The sequence below is a fragment of the Geminocystis sp. genome, assembly GCF_041753295.1.
GTDB lineage: Bacteria > Cyanobacteriota > Cyanobacteriia > Cyanobacteriales > Cyanobacteriaceae > Geminocystis.
Window position 1 is genome coordinate 23,243 of sequence record NZ_JBGSUU010000108.1, and the last position, 15,348, is coordinate 38,590.

Sequence of the window (15,348 nt, forward strand, 5' to 3'; positions counted from 1 at the left end):
TTATAATGAATCTAAATAATTGGATAAACCTGATTTATGTTGAGTTGAAATATGTCTTAATCTATCTAAATATTTAGAAATTTTTATGCCTCCATCTTCATGGGTAGATAAAATTTTCTTGTCACTAATTCCAGATATTGATCCTTTCCCATGATTACTATATATCTTACTCATCATAGGATTTAAAGGCTGATTATCTTTATTAGAAACAATGATAATTTCAGGATTACAATAGTTAAAAACTTCTTTACAATATCCTTTTTCTTCTCCATGATTAGAAGCAATAAATATATTTACTTTTTCTAGTTGACGACGAAAATCATAACTTTTTAATAAATTTTGCCATCCACTGGTATCTAAATCACTAGGGAAAATAACATTAATATCAGCGTAATGTAAAAAAGTAACTAAACTAGCACTATATTTAGTACCAAAACTTGAAGTTTCATTCCAAAAAAAAGTTAATTTTAAATCATCAATTTCCATAGTTTTAGTATTACCAATAGGATTATATAAACTATTAGCTAAGGGTAAAGGAAAAGGTTTTTTATTGGAAATTTGTTCGGGGTTTAAACTCGGATTAAATACTAGAAAATGAATGGGAATATCATGTTGAAAAGATTGGGTAATTAAATCAGGAAAACCCGATAAATTATCTTCAGTATAAGCAGATAAAATTAAATAATCTAAATATTTACAATGCCTATGCCATACATATTGAGCAGGTTCAAAGTTTTTTCCTGCACCGCAATCAATTAAAATAGTATTAGAATTACTAAGTTCAATGGCGGCACAAAATCCATGATCAACGTGAAAAATTTTAATGTCTATCATAAATAGTTAATAATATTTTATTCCAGTTTTTGTAAAGCATTTTTGACTTGCACTAAATGATTATTAAAAACCTCCTTTGCTGAGTCTAACACTTTAAAAATTGCTGGTTCATTTATAGAATAAAAAATGTAATTACCTTGTCTGCGACTTTTAACTAAATGGTATCTTCGCAAAATTGCCAACTGCTGAGAGATTGAAGACGCTTCCACTTCCAACCACCCCGCAATATCATTAACACTAATTTCTCCTTGTCTTAGGGTGTCTAAAATTTGTATTCTGAGAGGATTAGAGAGAATTTTAAACAAATCAGCTTTAAAGTAACTTGGTTGAAAAGGCATCTGACTATCTTAGTATCTACAAAGTTCTTCATATAGTTTAGCACAATTTTTAAAAGTTAAAAATAATCAATTAACAGAATTAACTATAGATTAGTGTGCATTTGACTGATAAGATAACAGACAATAGAAAAATTACTGATATAAGTAAAATTTAGTTTCAACTATAGAGGAAAATATGACTCAAGATAGAGTAGTTATTATTGGCGTTGCGGGTGACTCTGGTTGTGGAAAGTCAACTTTTTTGCGCCGTTTAGAAGATTTATTTGGTAAAGAATTTATGACGGTTATCTGTCTTGATGACTACCACTGTTTAGATCGTAAAGGCAGAAAAGAAGCAGGTGTAACCGCATTAGATCCTCGTGCTAACAATTTCGACTTAATGGCAGAACAAATTAAGGCGTTAAAAAATGGTCAAACTATTGATAAACCTATATATAATCATGAAACAGGAGAATTAGATCCTCCTGAAAAAATCGAACCAAATAAAGTAATTGTGATTGAAGGTTTACACCCTCTTTATGATGCAAGAGTTAGAGAATTAGTTGATTTCAGCGTTTATCTTGACATCAGCGAAGAAGTAAAAATTAACTGGAAAATTCAGCGTGACATGGCTGAAAGAGGTCATAGTTATGATGACGTGGTGGCTTCCATTATGTCCAGAAAACCTGACTTTACCGCTTATATTGAACCTCAAAAACAATATGCAGACATCGTTATTCAAGTATTACCTACTCAATTAATCAAAGACGAAAAAGAAGGTAAAATTTTACGAGTTCGTCTCATCGAAAAAGAAGGTATTGAACATTTCGCTCCTACATACTTGTTTGATGAAGGTTCGACTATTGATTGGCGCCCTTGTGGACGTAAACTTACTTGTGCATTCCCCGGTCTTAAAATGTATTATGGACCTGATAATTACATGGGTAATGAAGTTTCAATTCTTGAAGTTGATGGTCAATTCGATAACCTCGAAGAAATTTTATATATTGAAAGTCATTTAAGTCGCACTGGAACTAAATATCACGGTGAAATGACAGAGCTATTACTAAAACATAAAGATTACCCCGGTTCTAATAATGGTACTGGTTTATTCCAAGTTTTAGTTGGTTTAAAAATGCGTGAAACTTATGAACAATTAACAGGTATAAATGCAAATACAGAAGAGAAAGAAGTTGTAACGGTTTAAGAATTCTAAATCAATCATTGACTTTTTTTATTCTTTTCATGGTATAATCAGTAATTGAAAAAAGAAAAGAGTTTAAAATTCTCAATTCCTAATTCCTAATTCCTAATTCCTTCGGACTGTGGTTAATTTTTATGATTAATCGCAGTCATTTTTTATGGCAACATTTATAATTAAGCAGTAATAATTAACTTGTAGAGGTTTAATCATGTCTATTATCACTTTCAAAGACAATGCTATTACCCTCGCTGATTATAGTTATAATGCCATAGCGACACAAACTAAGAAAATTATTAAATACGAAGAAAAGATATTAACAGAGGATAATCCAGAAAATTTGCATCAATTACGAGTTGCCATGAGAAAATTAAGAAGTATTTTAAGTGTATTTAATTCTACTTTAAAATTACCCTTAATTATTAATGATAAAAATATTGGTGATTTAGCTCGAATTTTAGGGAAACAAAGAGATTTAGATATTTTAAAAATTAATTTACAAGATAAATTTAATCAAGGAATTTCTAATATAGAAACTCAGTTTATCGAAAAAATCATCGCTGATATTAATAAACCATCTTCTCAAGATACTCAAGAAATAAAGTTAATTTTAAGTACTAAAAAATATCATAAACTTAAAAAATCTCTTTTAAATTGGTTAGATAAACCTCAATTTAAGGGCATGGCTAATGTAAAAATTCAATCCATATTACCCTTTTTATTATTCCCACAAATTAGTTATTTTTATTTACAATCTGCTTGGTTTATCGGTACAACTATCAATGAAAATGGCGATATTTTAGTTAATAATTTATCTAAGGAAGAAGTTAATTTATTAATTGATAAAGAAGGAAAAAATTTACATAAATTAAGAAAAGAAGCTAAAAAAACTCGCTATCAATTAGAGTTATTTACTGATTTTTACCCCATTGAATATACAGAATACATTGATTTTATCAAAAATGGACAAGAAGTTTTAGGAGTTATTCAAGATAATATTTGTTTGCAAGATTATTTGAATAAAGAAATAGGTAAAAAGTGGTTAATTAAACTACCAAATTTATATAATTTAATCATTCAAGATCAATATATAATATGGCAAAAATGGCAGCAATTACAGACTAAAATTTTTACTAAAGATTATCAAAGTAATTTAATGTCAATAATTAATTTTACCTTTGAAAAATAGGGATAAGAATAACATATAATAATTTCAAATAATTTTTCTTTAAAAATAGTAGTGAAAGGTGTTAATTTTTCCTAAGAATTTTATTGTTATTTCGACAAATTAATTTACTACTACTTTAAAATTTATAGATTTAATCTATCCATCAGAAAAGAGAAATTACATTAAAATACCTGCCAATCATGACAGGTATAAACATTGATTATTGATTAACTTAAGATTAGATAAAAACTTAATTTGCCTCTAAAGTAGGGTTAATTTCATCACTAAAATTAACTTTAAATACTTTATTTTTGACTTCTTCAACTCTAGGTAAAATTAAAGTTAAAATACCATCGCTATAATCAGCTATTACTTTGTCATTCTGAATAGCTACAGGTAAATTAATTGTTCTTTCAAATTTACCATAATTAAATTCAGAAACATAATAACCATTATCTTTATTTTCTTCTTGATGACGATATTCACCGCTAATTTTTACCGCTTCACGGGTAACGCTAATATCGAGATCTTTTTTATCAATACCGGGTATTAATACTCTTAAAGTTAAACTATCTTGATTGTCGAATAACTCAACAGCAGGTTTTAAAACAGTATTATTATTAGTATTATCCCACGCAGTAATTTCATCAAAAAGTCGATTCATTTGACGATGTAAGGTATTAAGATCAGATAAGGGATAAAAACGAACTAAAGACATAATTTATTGCCTCCTAATTAATAACGATTTATTTAACCTTTATTGTTATTGTTATTTTTATAATGTCATAAAATTATTTTTACAAGAAGGCGGTAAACCGAAAATAATTAGTAGGGTTTCCTAATAAATTATCTCTAGCAATCCTAAATTATTAGGAATTAATCAAAGATTAAAAAATAAATCTTAGAATATCTCAGCCAATTAACACCGTTTTATATCCACTTAATTTTTAACTAATTTAAGAATTTGTGTGGTAATTACCATACTTTCTTGGTAAAGAACATCTTTGCCCCAACGCTGTAACTGTTGACTTAATAATTTTTCTGTACTTTGATCTGCTAAAGAAGTTACTTGTTGAATACGACAAGATTGACCTCCTCCTCCAGCTTCCATACGCATACAGCCTGTAGTTTCAGAACAAAGTACTGTACAACAATCAGCATTAAGATTAGTAGAGGTTAATTTTAAGCTAATTAAATCTCCTAAAACTTCACCCCAATCTGCAATGGGTACTCCAGCTAATTCTACTTTGATGTCTTTACCTTCAAGGTTAATTAACTTTACGGTGGTAATGTTATAATCTCCTTCCTCATAGCTGTATTCAACAGGTTGCCAATTCAAACGACTAGCTAACCAACCTAAATACATTAAGGCTTGACTAGGATTTCCTTTTTCGTAGTCGATGGTAACTTGATCAACTTCTAATATAGCATTTCTACGTTCAGGAGGATCAAATGCTTCTGCTGTCAATTCTTGCCATGGTGATATTCTTGCCCAATTTAAGTCAATTAAAGGCAAATCTTGCTCTAATAGTTTCCCAATTTTGAATAATTCTTCCTCTGGTTGACTAAAAATACTGGAATCGACAATTAGGCGATCGCATTCAGCAACTAATCGTTGAAAAAGAGGATAATCTTCATCAATACCAGCTTTCCACCAGATAAACTTAGGTAAGTCTGGAATCATCAACTCAGAGAGAACTCCGCCAACCCGTTCAAAAGCAGAAGAAACCCCCGTTATGGTGATATACTCACAACAGATTAAACTATTAGCAGAACGTTTATTAACAGGGCAATAAGCGGATACTTGAGCCTTTACCCCTTCATCTTCACCCGTAGTGGGGCAAAGGGTAATAATACGACAAGGATTAATAGAGGCAATAGCATCAGCCATTCCAGCACCTTCTATATCAGGGGAATATTGTCTGAGGTTGGCTAATTCCGCTAAATCAATTTTTCCTTTAGCTTGTTTGACATCAAATTCGGCTTTTAATCGGGTTAATAATTCAGGGGTAGAAATTCCTGTTACTTCTAATTTATAGGCTTTTTGAGCCGCCTTAATAGCAGAAGTGGTACGAGGGCCACCAATACCATCTACAGGGCCAGTATAAAAACCTAAAGAAGCGAGTAATGGCTGTGTAGCTTCTGGTTCATAAACTAAAAAACTAAAGGTAGAAGCCCGAGTAGCGGCTAAACCATCTCCTACACCACTGTAGGTTTGCCAAATTTCTCGTAACTCACGATCAATATACTCTAAATCAACATCTTTGGGGGCTTGTAAAGAAACTAGGGGAGTTGTTTTCATGGTTTTTATATTTGAGAATAATCTAGGGTTGTTTATAGAAAATTTGATTAAGTATTAAAGCAAAATTGTATATTTTAAAATTAATAAAAATAACTAATAATCCTCATTGTATGAGTGGGTGAGAGCCTTTGATAAAGTAAACATACAAATAATTTTGCCTACTGACTTATGATCATTTTCTATTATCATTGTTTAAAGTCGTCGCCATTTTCTACCATCTCGATTAAGCAAAAACTCCGCTTCAGGAGGTTGCCATGTACCTGCTTCGTATAAAGGAATAGAATCAGGAGCTGATGGTGCATCCCATGCGGTTAAAGCAGGAGTGACAATACGCCATGCTTCCTCCACTTCATCGGCACGAGTGAACAAAGTTTGATCTCCTAACATACAATCTAAAAGTAAACGGTGATAAGCGTCAGCCGTTGTAATTCCAAAGGATGAACCGTAGCTGAAATCCATATCAACGGTACGAGTGCGTAATTCAGAACCCGGGACTTTTGCTTCAAATCGTAAAGAAATCCCCTCATTAGGTTGAATCCGTAAAGCGAGAATATTCGGATTTGTTTGTTGTGCCGCAGAAGGGAAAATAGTTAAAGGTACATCTCGAAATTGAATAGCAATCTCAGAAACTTTTTTCGGTAATCGCTTACCTGTACGCAAGTAGAAAGGGACACCTTGCCAACGCCAATTATCCACCATTAATTTTAAAGCCACAAAAGTAGGAGTTGTGGAGTCTGGATTTACGTCTTTTTCATCACGATAACTGGGAATGGGCTTTCCTTTCATCCATCCAGCGCTATATTGTCCCCTAATAGCACTTTTTTCGAGGTTTTTTAAATCTGCCAATCGAGTTGACTGTAAAACCTTGACTTTTTCACCCCTGATACTATCAGCATTGACTCCATTAGGGGCATCCATTGCCGTTAAACAAAACAGTTGTAAAAGATGATTTTGCACCATATCTCTCAGAGCTCCTGCTGTTTCATAGTAACCAGCCCTTTCTTCTACTCCAACGGTTTCGGCTACGGTTATTTGAATATTATCCACATAATTGCGATTCCACAAAGGCTCAAAAATAGCATTGGCAAAACGAAACACCATCAAATTTTGTACTGTTTCCTTACCTAAATAATGATCAATACGATAAACTTGTTCTTCTTTACAAACTTTTTGTACAATACGGTTTAAAACTTGAGCACTGCTTAAATCTTTACCGAAGGGTTTTTCAATAACTAAACGATGTTTCAAGGGATCTTCTAACATATTTGCCGCCCCTAATTGTTTAATAGCTGGGGGGAAAAATTTAGGAGAAACCGCTAGATAAAAAACCCGATTACCTCTTGTACCTCTTTTACCGTCTAATTCGTCGAGAAATACTTTTAATTTTTGATAGCTTTCTCCTTCATCCATGTTTCCTGCACAGTAAAAAAGTCCGTCAGCAAAATCCTGCCATAAATCTTCTGTACCGATACCGTCAGAAAATTCTTCGATACCTTCTCGCATTTGTTCTCGAAAATAGTCATGACTCCATTCTCGACGTGCTACGCCAACAATGGTCATTTCTGGAGGTAATCGTCCTTCTTTTTTCAACTGATACAAAGCGGGAACTAATTTCCGTTGGGTTAAATCTCCCGAAGCCCCAAAAATCACCATTATTAATGGTTCTGGGGTTTTAGCCTGTTTTAAACCAACTCTGAGAGGATTTTCTAGTAGTGTCAACATTTAATTCTATTCTTGAACAACCACTTTCATTCTAGTTTCTCTGTCAAAATGTGATTAATTTTTTTTTGCACCCATAACGTTTTGTAACGAATTTTTCGGGCAAGGGGCAAAGGGATTAAAATTTACTTATTAAGTATTTTTGATCTGATGCCAGATCTCAGTTTATTCTACATCGCCAAACTTATTCGGTTAAGTACAACAATCTTTTACCGTGAATTAAGGCGGCAATGGTGACAGTATCCGACTCAATGCGATAAATTAATCGATAACTATAGGCAAATTGTTCAATGATGGTAGATTCCTCTATTTCAGGGATTAATCTTCCATTTTTGGCATCGATGGATAATTTACTACTAATTTCTATCACTCTCTGCACCACGGCGGCGGCGTAAGACGGTGAATCTCTGGCAATATAAGCGGCGACGGCTTCTACATCTTCCACTGCTTTAGGAGACCAAACTACTCGATAAGCCATTTACTTAACAATCCCTCTACTTCTGCTTGTTGTAAAATCCCTTCAGAGTCAGCAACTTGTAAACCTTGACGCACTTTGCCTAAAACATATAAATGATATTGTATATCTTCAATGGTGCAATCGTCGGGCAACTTCCTCAACATTGACTCAACTTTTTCTTTTGTAGAACTCATAAAATAATAGTCATTAGCAATTAATTTCTATCTTAGTTTTCTAATGATAAAGTACATTAACGTAACAGATATTTAAAATTATCGTCAATACCAAAAATTATCAGTTTTTGATTCTCGATTTTTAATTCTACATTATGGACCAGAAAAAACAGCATCTTCAATATCTCGCCGAGAAAGAGAATAACGAAACGCCCTTTTTATATCACTGCCATCGGCTCCTGCTTTAAGATAATTAACATTGAGATCTTCTGTTTCTAAAGTTATTTGCGCTTCCCATCCTTCTCTTTTCACATACCAACAATTAAGTGCCTGTGAGTTTTGTTGACATCCCATCTGTTTTAACCAATTTTCAATTTCAGGCAAGGGAAAACTATATAAAGGGCTATTCGAGGTTAATTTGGGCATTATTTTCTAGAAAATCAGGAAACAATAGAATTTGAGATTAACAAATATATACTATATACTAGAAGCTCTCAACCAAGCAACCGTTATCGCTAAAAACATACAACCTACAATAGTTATTCCCATTAATAATAGAGCAAATAATTCTCCACTAGATAAAGGTCGATCATTCGTATCTAAGTACTCTAATGTTCCATGGGAATCTTGGGGAGATGATCCTGATGGTGTAAAATCATAAGGACTTTGAATCACATTCCATCGAGAATAACCAATTTGTAAATCATAAAGCGATCGCCTTTGAGGATTAGCTAAAACTCCATAAGCCTCATTTAATCGTTGAAATTTTTGTTTCGCCTCTTCTAAAGGTAAATTAGTGGTGTCAGGATGGTATAGTTTACTTAATTCTCGGTAAGCTCTTCTAATCTCAATAACAGAAGCATTCGGATGTAAATTTAACAGTCCATAATGGGTATGAGCAAAATATCCTTTAAGTTGAGATGGAGATTGAAAATTATTCCGATTAGAATTCACGGTTTTTTAACTCAAGATCTGTTTCAATATTCTATTACATGATCTTATTTTTTTGTATCCCATTTATCAAACTTTAACTTATGTTAGCCACTCGGTTTTATTCCCCTTTAAAACGTATTTTTATTATTTTCTTTTGTACTTTAACTCTTTGGTTTAGTTACTCTGATGTTAGTCGTGCAGATATTAATAATGATCGCTACGATGGTAATATTTTTGTTGTCTATGCGGGTAATGGTTCTTTAGTACCCTCAAAACTAACTTTAAAACAATCTTTAGATCGAAAAATGCCCGTGATTTTAGTTTATTATCTAGATGACAATAGTGATTCTAAACAATATGCTTTTATTGTCTCTCGTTTTCAAGAATTTTATGGTCGTGCAGCTAGTCTCATTGCTACTACAGTGGACACCATTCCCCCTAAAGATCAATATCAACCCGATGAGCTAGGTTATTATTATAAAGGTGGTATTCCCCAAACTGTGGTACTAGATCAAGAAGGTAATGTGGTTTTTGATCAAATCGGACAATCAAGATTTGAAGATGTGGACGATATACTACGGAAAGTGTTTGATTTATTACCTCGTTCAGAATCAGTGGAATTAAAACGCAAAACTTTCAATGAATTTAACAGCGAATTAGTACCCGTTAATAAATAAAACAATTAATTGATAGGATAAATAGTTAGTAATTTCTATCTCCTATCTTCCAATTATTTAACTTTTTCTTAATTGCTCCCGTAATTTTTCTAATTCATCATCCATAAATGCTCCACTTGAAGCTGGGGAAGAAGTTGCAGAAGTAGGATTATCCATACCTTGAGGTAAAGCAGTAGTTGGTTGAGGTGTACCAGATAGGGGAATACCTGATAATTGTGCTTTCATCATCGCTAACTCATCTTCTACCTCGCTACCCCCTTCTAATGCTGCCCATTTAGAATCACCGCCTATTCCTGCTAATTCTCCTTCAGCACCAGAAATAGCTTCCATTTGTACAACTTTGTCTTCCATACGTTCAAAAGCTGCCATAGCAGAGTTAGTATTTAAACTACTAATGGTACTTTGTAACTGTTGGTTAGCTTTAGCCGCACTCATACGAGCTTTGAGCATATCTTTCTTGGTTTTTGCTTCAGAAATTTTACTCTCTAAGCCAGTGAGATTACGACGTAAAGCGTCAATTTGACCTACTTGCCCATCTAATTGAGCTTTTAAAGTAGCTGCGGTGTCGGCATGGGTTTTTTTTCGCACTAAGGCTTCTCTGGCTAAAGTTTCTTCTCCTTTGGTTAAAGCTAATTGAGCCCGTTGTTGCCACATATTAGCTTCGGAAACATTTTTTTGGTACTGTTGTTCTGTTCTTTTTTGAGCCGCAATAGCTTGTGCTACCGCTTGACGCATTTTAACTAAATCATCGCCCATTTCACGAAGGCTTTGCTCTAGGACTTTTTCAGGATCTTCGGCTTTATCAATCATATCATTGACATTAGCTCTGACTACTCTACTGATGCGATCAAAAATTCCCATAATAATTTTAACCTTTTTTCTACTTCTATATTTATATTACTTTATCACTTTCGACTTTGTTCTATTTTAAGTTCATCTTTTAATGTTAAATGAGATTTTTTTTGAGAAGATTTGTTTTTAAATATTGCAAAATTATCATTCCTATTAAAACACTTATAGCTAGAATCAGCCAAAAATGATTAGCATAAATTATACCTTGATCTAACACCCAACCCCCTAAAGGAGGGCCAATTAAATATCCTATTGCCCAACATTGAGAGTTAATGGCAAAATAAATTCCTCGTAAAGAAATAGGTGCTAAATCTACGATTAAAGCCGATGCTGGTGGATTATAGGTGATCATGGCGATCGCCCCCATCAAAACAGCGAATAAAGCGTAATAAAAGGAAAATTGAGTTATATTACCCGTCATCCAAATAAGAATAAAAGTTACACCCCAAATGGATAAAGAAAAAGTTAATCCTTGAATACGACTAAGACGATTAAGAATCCGTAACATTGGTAACTGAAAAATGGCAGCAAAAATAATGTGAAAGCTAAATAAATTACTAATATTACTAATAGAAAATTGATTATCCACAGTAAAGTTAGTTAAATATAGAGGTAAAGTAGTTTGAATTTGAGATAGATAAGTAGTAAACATGACATTAACTACGCAAAAAATCCATAAACTTTTATCTTTTAAAGCCAAACTCCAGCCATGATATTTGCTTTGATGATTGGTTTCAAGAGGATGAATTTCCGTGATGGTAAAATAAATTACAATATAGAATACAAGAAAAGAAAAACCATCGATGATAAATAAAAGACGGTAATTATTAGTAATGGCAATAATCCAACCTCCGATAATAATTCCCAAACCTAAACCTAAATTATCCGCTAAACGACTGATGGCAAAAGCGGAATTTCGTTGAATTGGTGTCGTTAAATCGGCTACTAATGCTTCTGCTGGAGGCCAATAAAGTCCAATACCGAAACCCATTAATAAATTACCTAATAATAAAAATGAAAAATCAGAAGCGGAAGCTAAAAACACATCAGCTATAGCAGAAATAACCGCCGATAATAAAAGAATTTTCTTTCTTCCCCAATCATGAGAATCACTACCACTTCCACCTAAAAAACGCCCTAAAATTCCTGATACTGATGCACTACCAAGGGCGATACCTACCATTGTCGGGGAAAAACCGAGTTGATTAACGAAGAAAATTGGGGCATAAAATAAGGTAAAACCTGTCCCAAATTGTAATAATAACCTTCCTCCTGCCAATATCCAAATCTGAGAATTAAGATTATTGATCACAACTGATTAAGAGAGAATAGTTAATGGAAACATTTTATTACTTTCTGAAAACATATAGTTACTGTTTTTTTTCTTAAGATATATAACTTTTGCTGAATTTTTGGGCATCATTAATGTTATAGAGGTTTTGTGTAGAAATCTCTTGAGTATCACATATAATATAATTACATAAAAACTTTTAATGCTTTAACATTTTGAGAATTATTTATTCTCCGTGTCCATGATTGAATGCCTAAAACCTTACTGTCAAGTTCGGTGATTACGCATTAACTCTACTAACAATTATATTTTTAATCCGTCATCATAGAAATTAATAGCTAAATAGTCTGACCACTATCTTAACTTTAATCTATTGTAATTAATACATTATCAAAAAATAAAATTTTAATAGTGAACTTTTATTAACAAACTAACGTCTAAATAGAATGTAAAATGTTAACAAGAGTAAGTAAAAGTCATAATGACTTCGATTAAATGTAAAAATTGCTTGTAGAAACAATCTTATTTACAAAATCATAGTTCGCTTGAAGTTAGGAGAATATAACCCTTATGTCAACCGCCAAAGTTACCGCTAGAATAAACGACATTGATAAAAGAAAGGCCACTACTGTAGATATGGTGCGTACTTATCTGCAAGAAATTGGGAAAGTTCCTCTTTTAAGTCATGAACAAGAGATTGTTTTTGGAAAACAAGTACAAAAGATGATGGCTTTGTATGGTAAGAAAGAAATATTAGCTGAAGAATTAGATCGTGAACCAACAGAAGTAGAATGGGCTAATGTGGTTGATTTATCCCCTAGTGAACTTAAAAAAATTATTCATCAGGGAAAAAGAGCAAAACAAAAAATGATTGAGGCGAATTTACGCTTAGTAGTAGCGATCGCCAAGAAATATCAAAAAAGAAATATGGAGTTTTTGGATTTAATTCAAGAAGGAAGTTTAGGCTTGGAAAGAGGAGTAGAAAAATTTGATCCCACAAAAGGCTTTAAATTTTCGACTTATGCTTACTGGTGGATTCGTCAAGCCATTACTCGTGCTATTGCCCAACAAGCTAGAACCATAAGATTACCCATTCATATTACAGAAAAACTGAATAAAATCAAAAAAACCCAGAGAGAATTATCTCAAAAACTAGGCAGAAGTCCATCTCCCAATGAAATAGCTTCGGCGTTAGAATTAGAACCAGCTCAAATTCGGGAGTATTTTAGTATTGCCCGTCAACCCATTTCTTTAGATGTAAAAGTGGGAGATAATCAAGATACTGAATTGTCAGAATTACTCGAAGATGGTGGTATTTCCCCTGATACTTATATTACTCAAGAATTAATGCGTCAAGATTTACATAAATTGCTGGGAGAATTAACACCTCAACAGCAACAAGTAGTAAAACTTAGATTTGGCTTGGAAGACGGAAGAGAATTGTCTTTAGCTAAAATTGGACAAAGAATGAGTATTAGTAGAGAAAGAGTACGACAATTAGAACAACAAGCCTTAGCTCATTTACGAAAAAAACGTAGTAGTGTTAAAGAATATATTGTTGCTCTGTAACTGGTGATAAGTTCACTAACGAATCCCTTAAAAATAAGTAAAAAAAAGCCTAAGCTGTAATCACTGATTTAGCCTAGGTTTTCTATTTTTTGTTTAGGAAAAATCATCGGGAATAATCCATTTAGGTGGGGAGGTTATTTTTTTTAATCGAGCAATTTCTGCCATTTCTAGTATTTTGTCTAAAGAAGTATTTTCGATAAATTTAGTAGTTTCTTGGGCAAATTTTTGGTTCGGACATTCTTGACCTAAAATACAACCATTAACGCATTCTACTTGACAATTTACTGTTCTAGTCATAAAAATTTTACCCCTCTTTTGACTCAATATGCTAGGTTGACATTGTAGCAATTAATGGGGTGAAAATGCTAGTTTTGGTGGCAAATACCACTTTAAGTTTAATCCTAGTCTTTAAACTGTTAGGAGATAAATTTTGATGGAGGGAACTTTTTTGAAGAGAAATAGTCAAATTAATTAACAACTATTCTTAAATCAGCATAGAATATATTATGGTATCATCTAGTTCTCTATCTTGGTCTAATTTTTCTATTCCATTTATACAACAAAGAGTGAAAGTTGAACAATTATCTAATCCTGATTTAATTTTAAAGTGTCAGCAAGGCATTCAACCTGATAGGTTAGCTTTTTCTGAATTATTACGTCGCCATCAAGGTTATGTGGATAAGATTTTGTATAACTTAGCTCCCGATTGGCAAGATAGAGGAGATATATCTCAAGAAGTTTGGATTAGAGTATATAAAAAAATTAAGAGCTTACAAGATCCGAATAAGTTTAAAGGTTGGTTAAGTCGTATTGCTACTAATTTATTTTATGATCAACTACGGAAAAAGAAAAGATTTGCCACGCCTTTATCTTTAGATGCCTCCATCATGACAGAAGAGAATGAGATAAAATGGGAAATAGCATCAGACTTACCTTTACCTGATGAAAATTTGGCTACTGTAGAATTTTATGATCAATTAAGACAAGCTATTGCTGATTTACCTGATACTTTTCGTACTACTATAGTATTGAGAGAAATACAAGGTTTGAGCTATGAAGAAATTGCAGAAATTACCCAAGTATCCCTTGGTACGGTAAAATCAAGAATAGCAAGAGCAAGAAATAGATTGCAATTATTGTTACAACCTTATCTCGATAATCACCATAATTAATTTTTTTATTTCACTAAGTTAAGAAGAGACGATACCATGACTAATCATTCTTACCCTCCTGATAAATGTACCTTTGAACTTTTAAGCGCTTATTTAGACGGTGAAGTAACTGCCGAGCAACGTAAAGAAGTACAAGAGTTATTATCTAATAGTGAGGAAATTCAAGGCTTATACACCAGATTATTATACTTACGTCAAGAAATAAATAGTTTACCAACTCCTCAACCTGAATATTCGGCAAAACAACTTTCTGATGCAGTTTTTGCTAAAGTAGATCAACAAAATAAACAACGTAAAATATGGTTATGGGGTGGCGGTGCTATCGCCGCAGTTTTATTGACAGCAGTGGGTAGTCTTATTAATGATAATAGAACACCTTTACTACAAATGGCTCAAGAAAATTCATCTACATCAAATAAAGAAAGTTTAGTTATTGCTTTAAATGAACCTATAATTGAGATGCCTGTAGAAAATAATCAAGAAACATTAATGATTCCTTTAGATCATTCTTTAATAGATTTGAGTGAGAATAAATAAAAAGTATTGACATTCTCCCGTCACCAAATCAAAGATTATGGTGAGGGATTCTAACTTCAACCACCTAACTTATCAATCAAGTTTTCACTCAATTGACAGAGGTTAATGTGTCCGTTAGCGTTTACCAGTTCAAGACTGGAAGTTAG

At 32.7% G+C, this 15,348-nt stretch carries 18 protein-coding genes; 6 read left to right on the forward strand and 12 right to left on the reverse strand.

The window, feature by feature from the left end; all coding sequences use genetic code 11:
- Both ACEW8E_RS13325 and ACEW8E_RS13330 read right to left on the reverse strand, forming a co-directional pair.
- Entirely contained in the window at positions 1-834 is an 834-nt protein-coding gene (locus ACEW8E_RS13325) for a hypothetical protein (RefSeq protein ID WP_373480845.1), read from the reverse strand.
- Positions 835-851: 17 nt separating this feature from the next.
- On the reverse strand, positions 852-1,172 hold the full coding sequence (locus ACEW8E_RS13330; protein ID WP_373480846.1) for an ArsR/SmtB family transcription factor: 321 nt from the start codon (positions 1,170-1,172) through the stop codon (positions 852-854).
- Positions 1,173-1,347: 175 nt separating this feature from the next.
- On the opposite strand from ACEW8E_RS13330, the gene ACEW8E_RS13335 reads away from it, so the two are divergent.
- Together ACEW8E_RS13335 and ACEW8E_RS13340 are read left to right on the forward strand one after the other, a co-directional pair.
- Entirely contained in the window at positions 1,348-2,358 is a 1,011-nt protein-coding gene (locus tag ACEW8E_RS13335) for a phosphoribulokinase (RefSeq protein ID WP_373480847.1), read from the forward strand.
- 205 nt (positions 2,359-2,563) lie between these two features.
- A complete protein-coding gene (locus tag ACEW8E_RS13340; protein ID WP_373480848.1) occupies positions 2,564-3,541 on the forward strand; it encodes a CHAD domain-containing protein in 978 nt (325 codons plus the stop codon).
- A gap of 229 nt (positions 3,542-3,770) precedes the next feature.
- Here the strand turns inward: ACEW8E_RS13340 and ACEW8E_RS13345 are convergent, their stop codons facing one another.
- The 7 genes from ACEW8E_RS13345 to ACEW8E_RS13375 form a co-directional block, all read right to left on the reverse strand.
- Positions 3,771-4,238, reverse strand: a complete 468-nt coding sequence (locus ACEW8E_RS13345; protein WP_373480849.1) for an Hsp20/alpha crystallin family protein — start codon at positions 4,236-4,238, stop codon at positions 3,771-3,773.
- 222 nt (positions 4,239-4,460) lie between these two features.
- Positions 4,461-5,822, reverse strand: coding sequence for a glucose-6-phosphate dehydrogenase assembly protein OpcA (gene opcA / locus ACEW8E_RS13350; protein WP_373480850.1), 1,362 nt, complete (start codon positions 5,820-5,822; stop codon positions 4,461-4,463).
- 192 nt (positions 5,823-6,014) lie between these two features.
- The gene (zwf, locus tag ACEW8E_RS13355) at positions 6,015-7,544 is read right to left on the reverse strand and encodes a glucose-6-phosphate dehydrogenase (protein WP_373480851.1); all 1,530 of its coding nucleotides are present in this window, start codon (positions 7,542-7,544) and stop codon (positions 6,015-6,017) included.
- A gap of 181 nt (positions 7,545-7,725) precedes the next feature.
- Complete coding sequence (locus ACEW8E_RS13360; RefSeq protein ID WP_373480852.1) at positions 7,726-8,019, reverse strand: type II toxin-antitoxin system RelE/ParE family toxin; 294 nt, start codon at positions 8,017-8,019, stop codon at positions 7,726-7,728.
- The gene (locus tag ACEW8E_RS13365; RefSeq protein WP_373480853.1) at positions 8,004-8,192 is read right to left on the reverse strand and encodes a hypothetical protein; all 189 of its coding nucleotides are present in this window, start codon (positions 8,190-8,192) and stop codon (positions 8,004-8,006) included. Before ACEW8E_RS13365 ends, ACEW8E_RS13360 begins: the two co-directional genes overlap by 16 nt.
- Before the next feature lie 132 nt (positions 8,193-8,324).
- The gene (locus ACEW8E_RS13370) at positions 8,325-8,597 is read right to left on the reverse strand and encodes a DUF3143 domain-containing protein (RefSeq protein WP_373480854.1); all 273 of its coding nucleotides are present in this window, start codon (positions 8,595-8,597) and stop codon (positions 8,325-8,327) included.
- A gap of 51 nt (positions 8,598-8,648) precedes the next feature.
- Positions 8,649-9,125: a J domain-containing protein gene (locus ACEW8E_RS13375; protein ID WP_373480855.1), complete on the reverse strand. Its 477-nt coding sequence runs from the start codon at positions 9,123-9,125 to the stop codon at positions 8,649-8,651.
- 80 nt (positions 9,126-9,205) lie between these two features.
- Here ACEW8E_RS13375 and ACEW8E_RS13380 point away from each other — a divergent pair, with 80 nt between their 5' ends.
- On the forward strand, positions 9,206-9,781 hold the full coding sequence (locus ACEW8E_RS13380; RefSeq protein ID WP_373480856.1) for a thylakoid membrane photosystem I accumulation factor: 576 nt from the start codon (positions 9,206-9,208) through the stop codon (positions 9,779-9,781).
- A 57-nt stretch (positions 9,782-9,838) separates the two neighbouring features.
- Here the strand turns inward: ACEW8E_RS13380 and ACEW8E_RS13385 are convergent, their stop codons facing one another.
- The gene (locus tag ACEW8E_RS13385; protein ID WP_373480857.1) at positions 9,839-10,642 is read right to left on the reverse strand and encodes a PspA/IM30 family protein; all 804 of its coding nucleotides are present in this window, start codon (positions 10,640-10,642) and stop codon (positions 9,839-9,841) included.
- A gap of 85 nt (positions 10,643-10,727) precedes the next feature.
- A complete protein-coding gene (locus ACEW8E_RS13390) occupies positions 10,728-11,945 on the reverse strand; it encodes an MFS transporter (RefSeq protein ID WP_373480858.1) in 1,218 nt (405 codons plus the stop codon).
- Positions 11,946-12,494: 549 nt separating this feature from the next.
- Between ACEW8E_RS13390 and ACEW8E_RS13395 the strand changes: the two genes are divergently transcribed.
- Complete coding sequence (locus tag ACEW8E_RS13395) at positions 12,495-13,493, forward strand: RNA polymerase sigma factor, RpoD/SigA family (protein WP_373480859.1); 999 nt, start codon at positions 12,495-12,497, stop codon at positions 13,491-13,493.
- A gap of 93 nt (positions 13,494-13,586) precedes the next feature.
- Here ACEW8E_RS13395 and ACEW8E_RS13400 read toward each other — a convergent pair whose 3' ends face one another.
- Positions 13,587-13,790 carry a hypothetical protein gene (locus tag ACEW8E_RS13400; protein WP_373480860.1) on the reverse strand — a complete coding sequence of 68 codons (204 nt, stop codon included), beginning with the start codon at positions 13,788-13,790 and terminating at the stop codon, positions 13,587-13,589.
- A gap of 209 nt (positions 13,791-13,999) precedes the next feature.
- Between ACEW8E_RS13400 and ACEW8E_RS13405 the strand changes: the two genes are divergently transcribed.
- The gene (locus ACEW8E_RS13405; RefSeq protein ID WP_373480861.1) at positions 14,000-14,665 is read left to right on the forward strand and encodes a sigma-70 family RNA polymerase sigma factor; all 666 of its coding nucleotides are present in this window, start codon (positions 14,000-14,002) and stop codon (positions 14,663-14,665) included.
- 36 nt (positions 14,666-14,701) lie between these two features.
- Positions 14,702-15,202: an anti-sigma factor gene (locus tag ACEW8E_RS13410; RefSeq protein ID WP_373480862.1), complete on the forward strand. Its 501-nt coding sequence runs from the start codon at positions 14,702-14,704 to the stop codon at positions 15,200-15,202.
- The last annotated feature ends 146 nt before the right edge of the window (positions 15,203-15,348 follow it).

Excerpts from the sequence above, each read along its gene's own strand:
- ACEW8E_RS13410 (WP_373480862.1), top strand. The coding sequence starts at position 14,702 with ATGACTAATCATTCTTACCCTCCTGATAAATGTACCTTTGAACTTTTA.
- ACEW8E_RS13405 (WP_373480861.1), top strand. The coding sequence starts at position 14,000 with ATGGTATCATCTAGTTCTCTATCTTGGTCTAATTTTTCTATTCCATTT.
- ACEW8E_RS13400 (WP_373480860.1), bottom strand. The coding sequence starts at position 13,790 with ATGACTAGAACAGTAAATTGTCAAGTAGAATGCGTTAATGGTTGTATT.
- ACEW8E_RS13360 (WP_373480852.1), bottom strand. The coding sequence starts at position 8,019 with ATGGCTTATCGAGTAGTTTGGTCTCCTAAAGCAGTGGAAGATGTAGAA.
- ACEW8E_RS13340 (WP_373480848.1), top strand. The coding sequence starts at position 2,564 with ATGTCTATTATCACTTTCAAAGACAATGCTATTACCCTCGCTGATTAT.
- zwf (WP_373480851.1), bottom strand. The coding sequence starts at position 7,544 with ATGTTGACACTACTAGAAAATCCTCTCAGAGTTGGTTTAAAACAGGCT.
- ACEW8E_RS13325 (WP_373480845.1), bottom strand. The coding sequence starts at position 834 with ATGATAGACATTAAAATTTTTCACGTTGATCATGGATTTTGTGCCGCC.
- ACEW8E_RS13345 (WP_373480849.1), bottom strand. The coding sequence starts at position 4,238 with ATGTCTTTAGTTCGTTTTTATCCCTTATCTGATCTTAATACCTTACAT.
- ACEW8E_RS13365 (WP_373480853.1), bottom strand. The coding sequence starts at position 8,192 with ATGAGTTCTACAAAAGAAAAAGTTGAGTCAATGTTGAGGAAGTTGCCC.
- ACEW8E_RS13385 (WP_373480857.1), bottom strand. The coding sequence starts at position 10,642 with ATGGGAATTTTTGATCGCATCAGTAGAGTAGTCAGAGCTAATGTCAAT.
- opcA (WP_373480850.1), bottom strand. The coding sequence starts at position 5,822 with ATGAAAACAACTCCCCTAGTTTCTTTACAAGCCCCCAAAGATGTTGAT.
- ACEW8E_RS13370 (WP_373480854.1), bottom strand. The coding sequence starts at position 8,597 with ATGCCCAAATTAACCTCGAATAGCCCTTTATATAGTTTTCCCTTGCCT.
- ACEW8E_RS13330 (WP_373480846.1), bottom strand. The coding sequence starts at position 1,172 with ATGCCTTTTCAACCAAGTTACTTTAAAGCTGATTTGTTTAAAATTCTC.
- ACEW8E_RS13335 (WP_373480847.1), top strand. The coding sequence starts at position 1,348 with ATGACTCAAGATAGAGTAGTTATTATTGGCGTTGCGGGTGACTCTGGT.
- ACEW8E_RS13380 (WP_373480856.1), top strand. The coding sequence starts at position 9,206 with ATGTTAGCCACTCGGTTTTATTCCCCTTTAAAACGTATTTTTATTATT.
- ACEW8E_RS13395 (WP_373480859.1), top strand. The coding sequence starts at position 12,495 with ATGTCAACCGCCAAAGTTACCGCTAGAATAAACGACATTGATAAAAGA.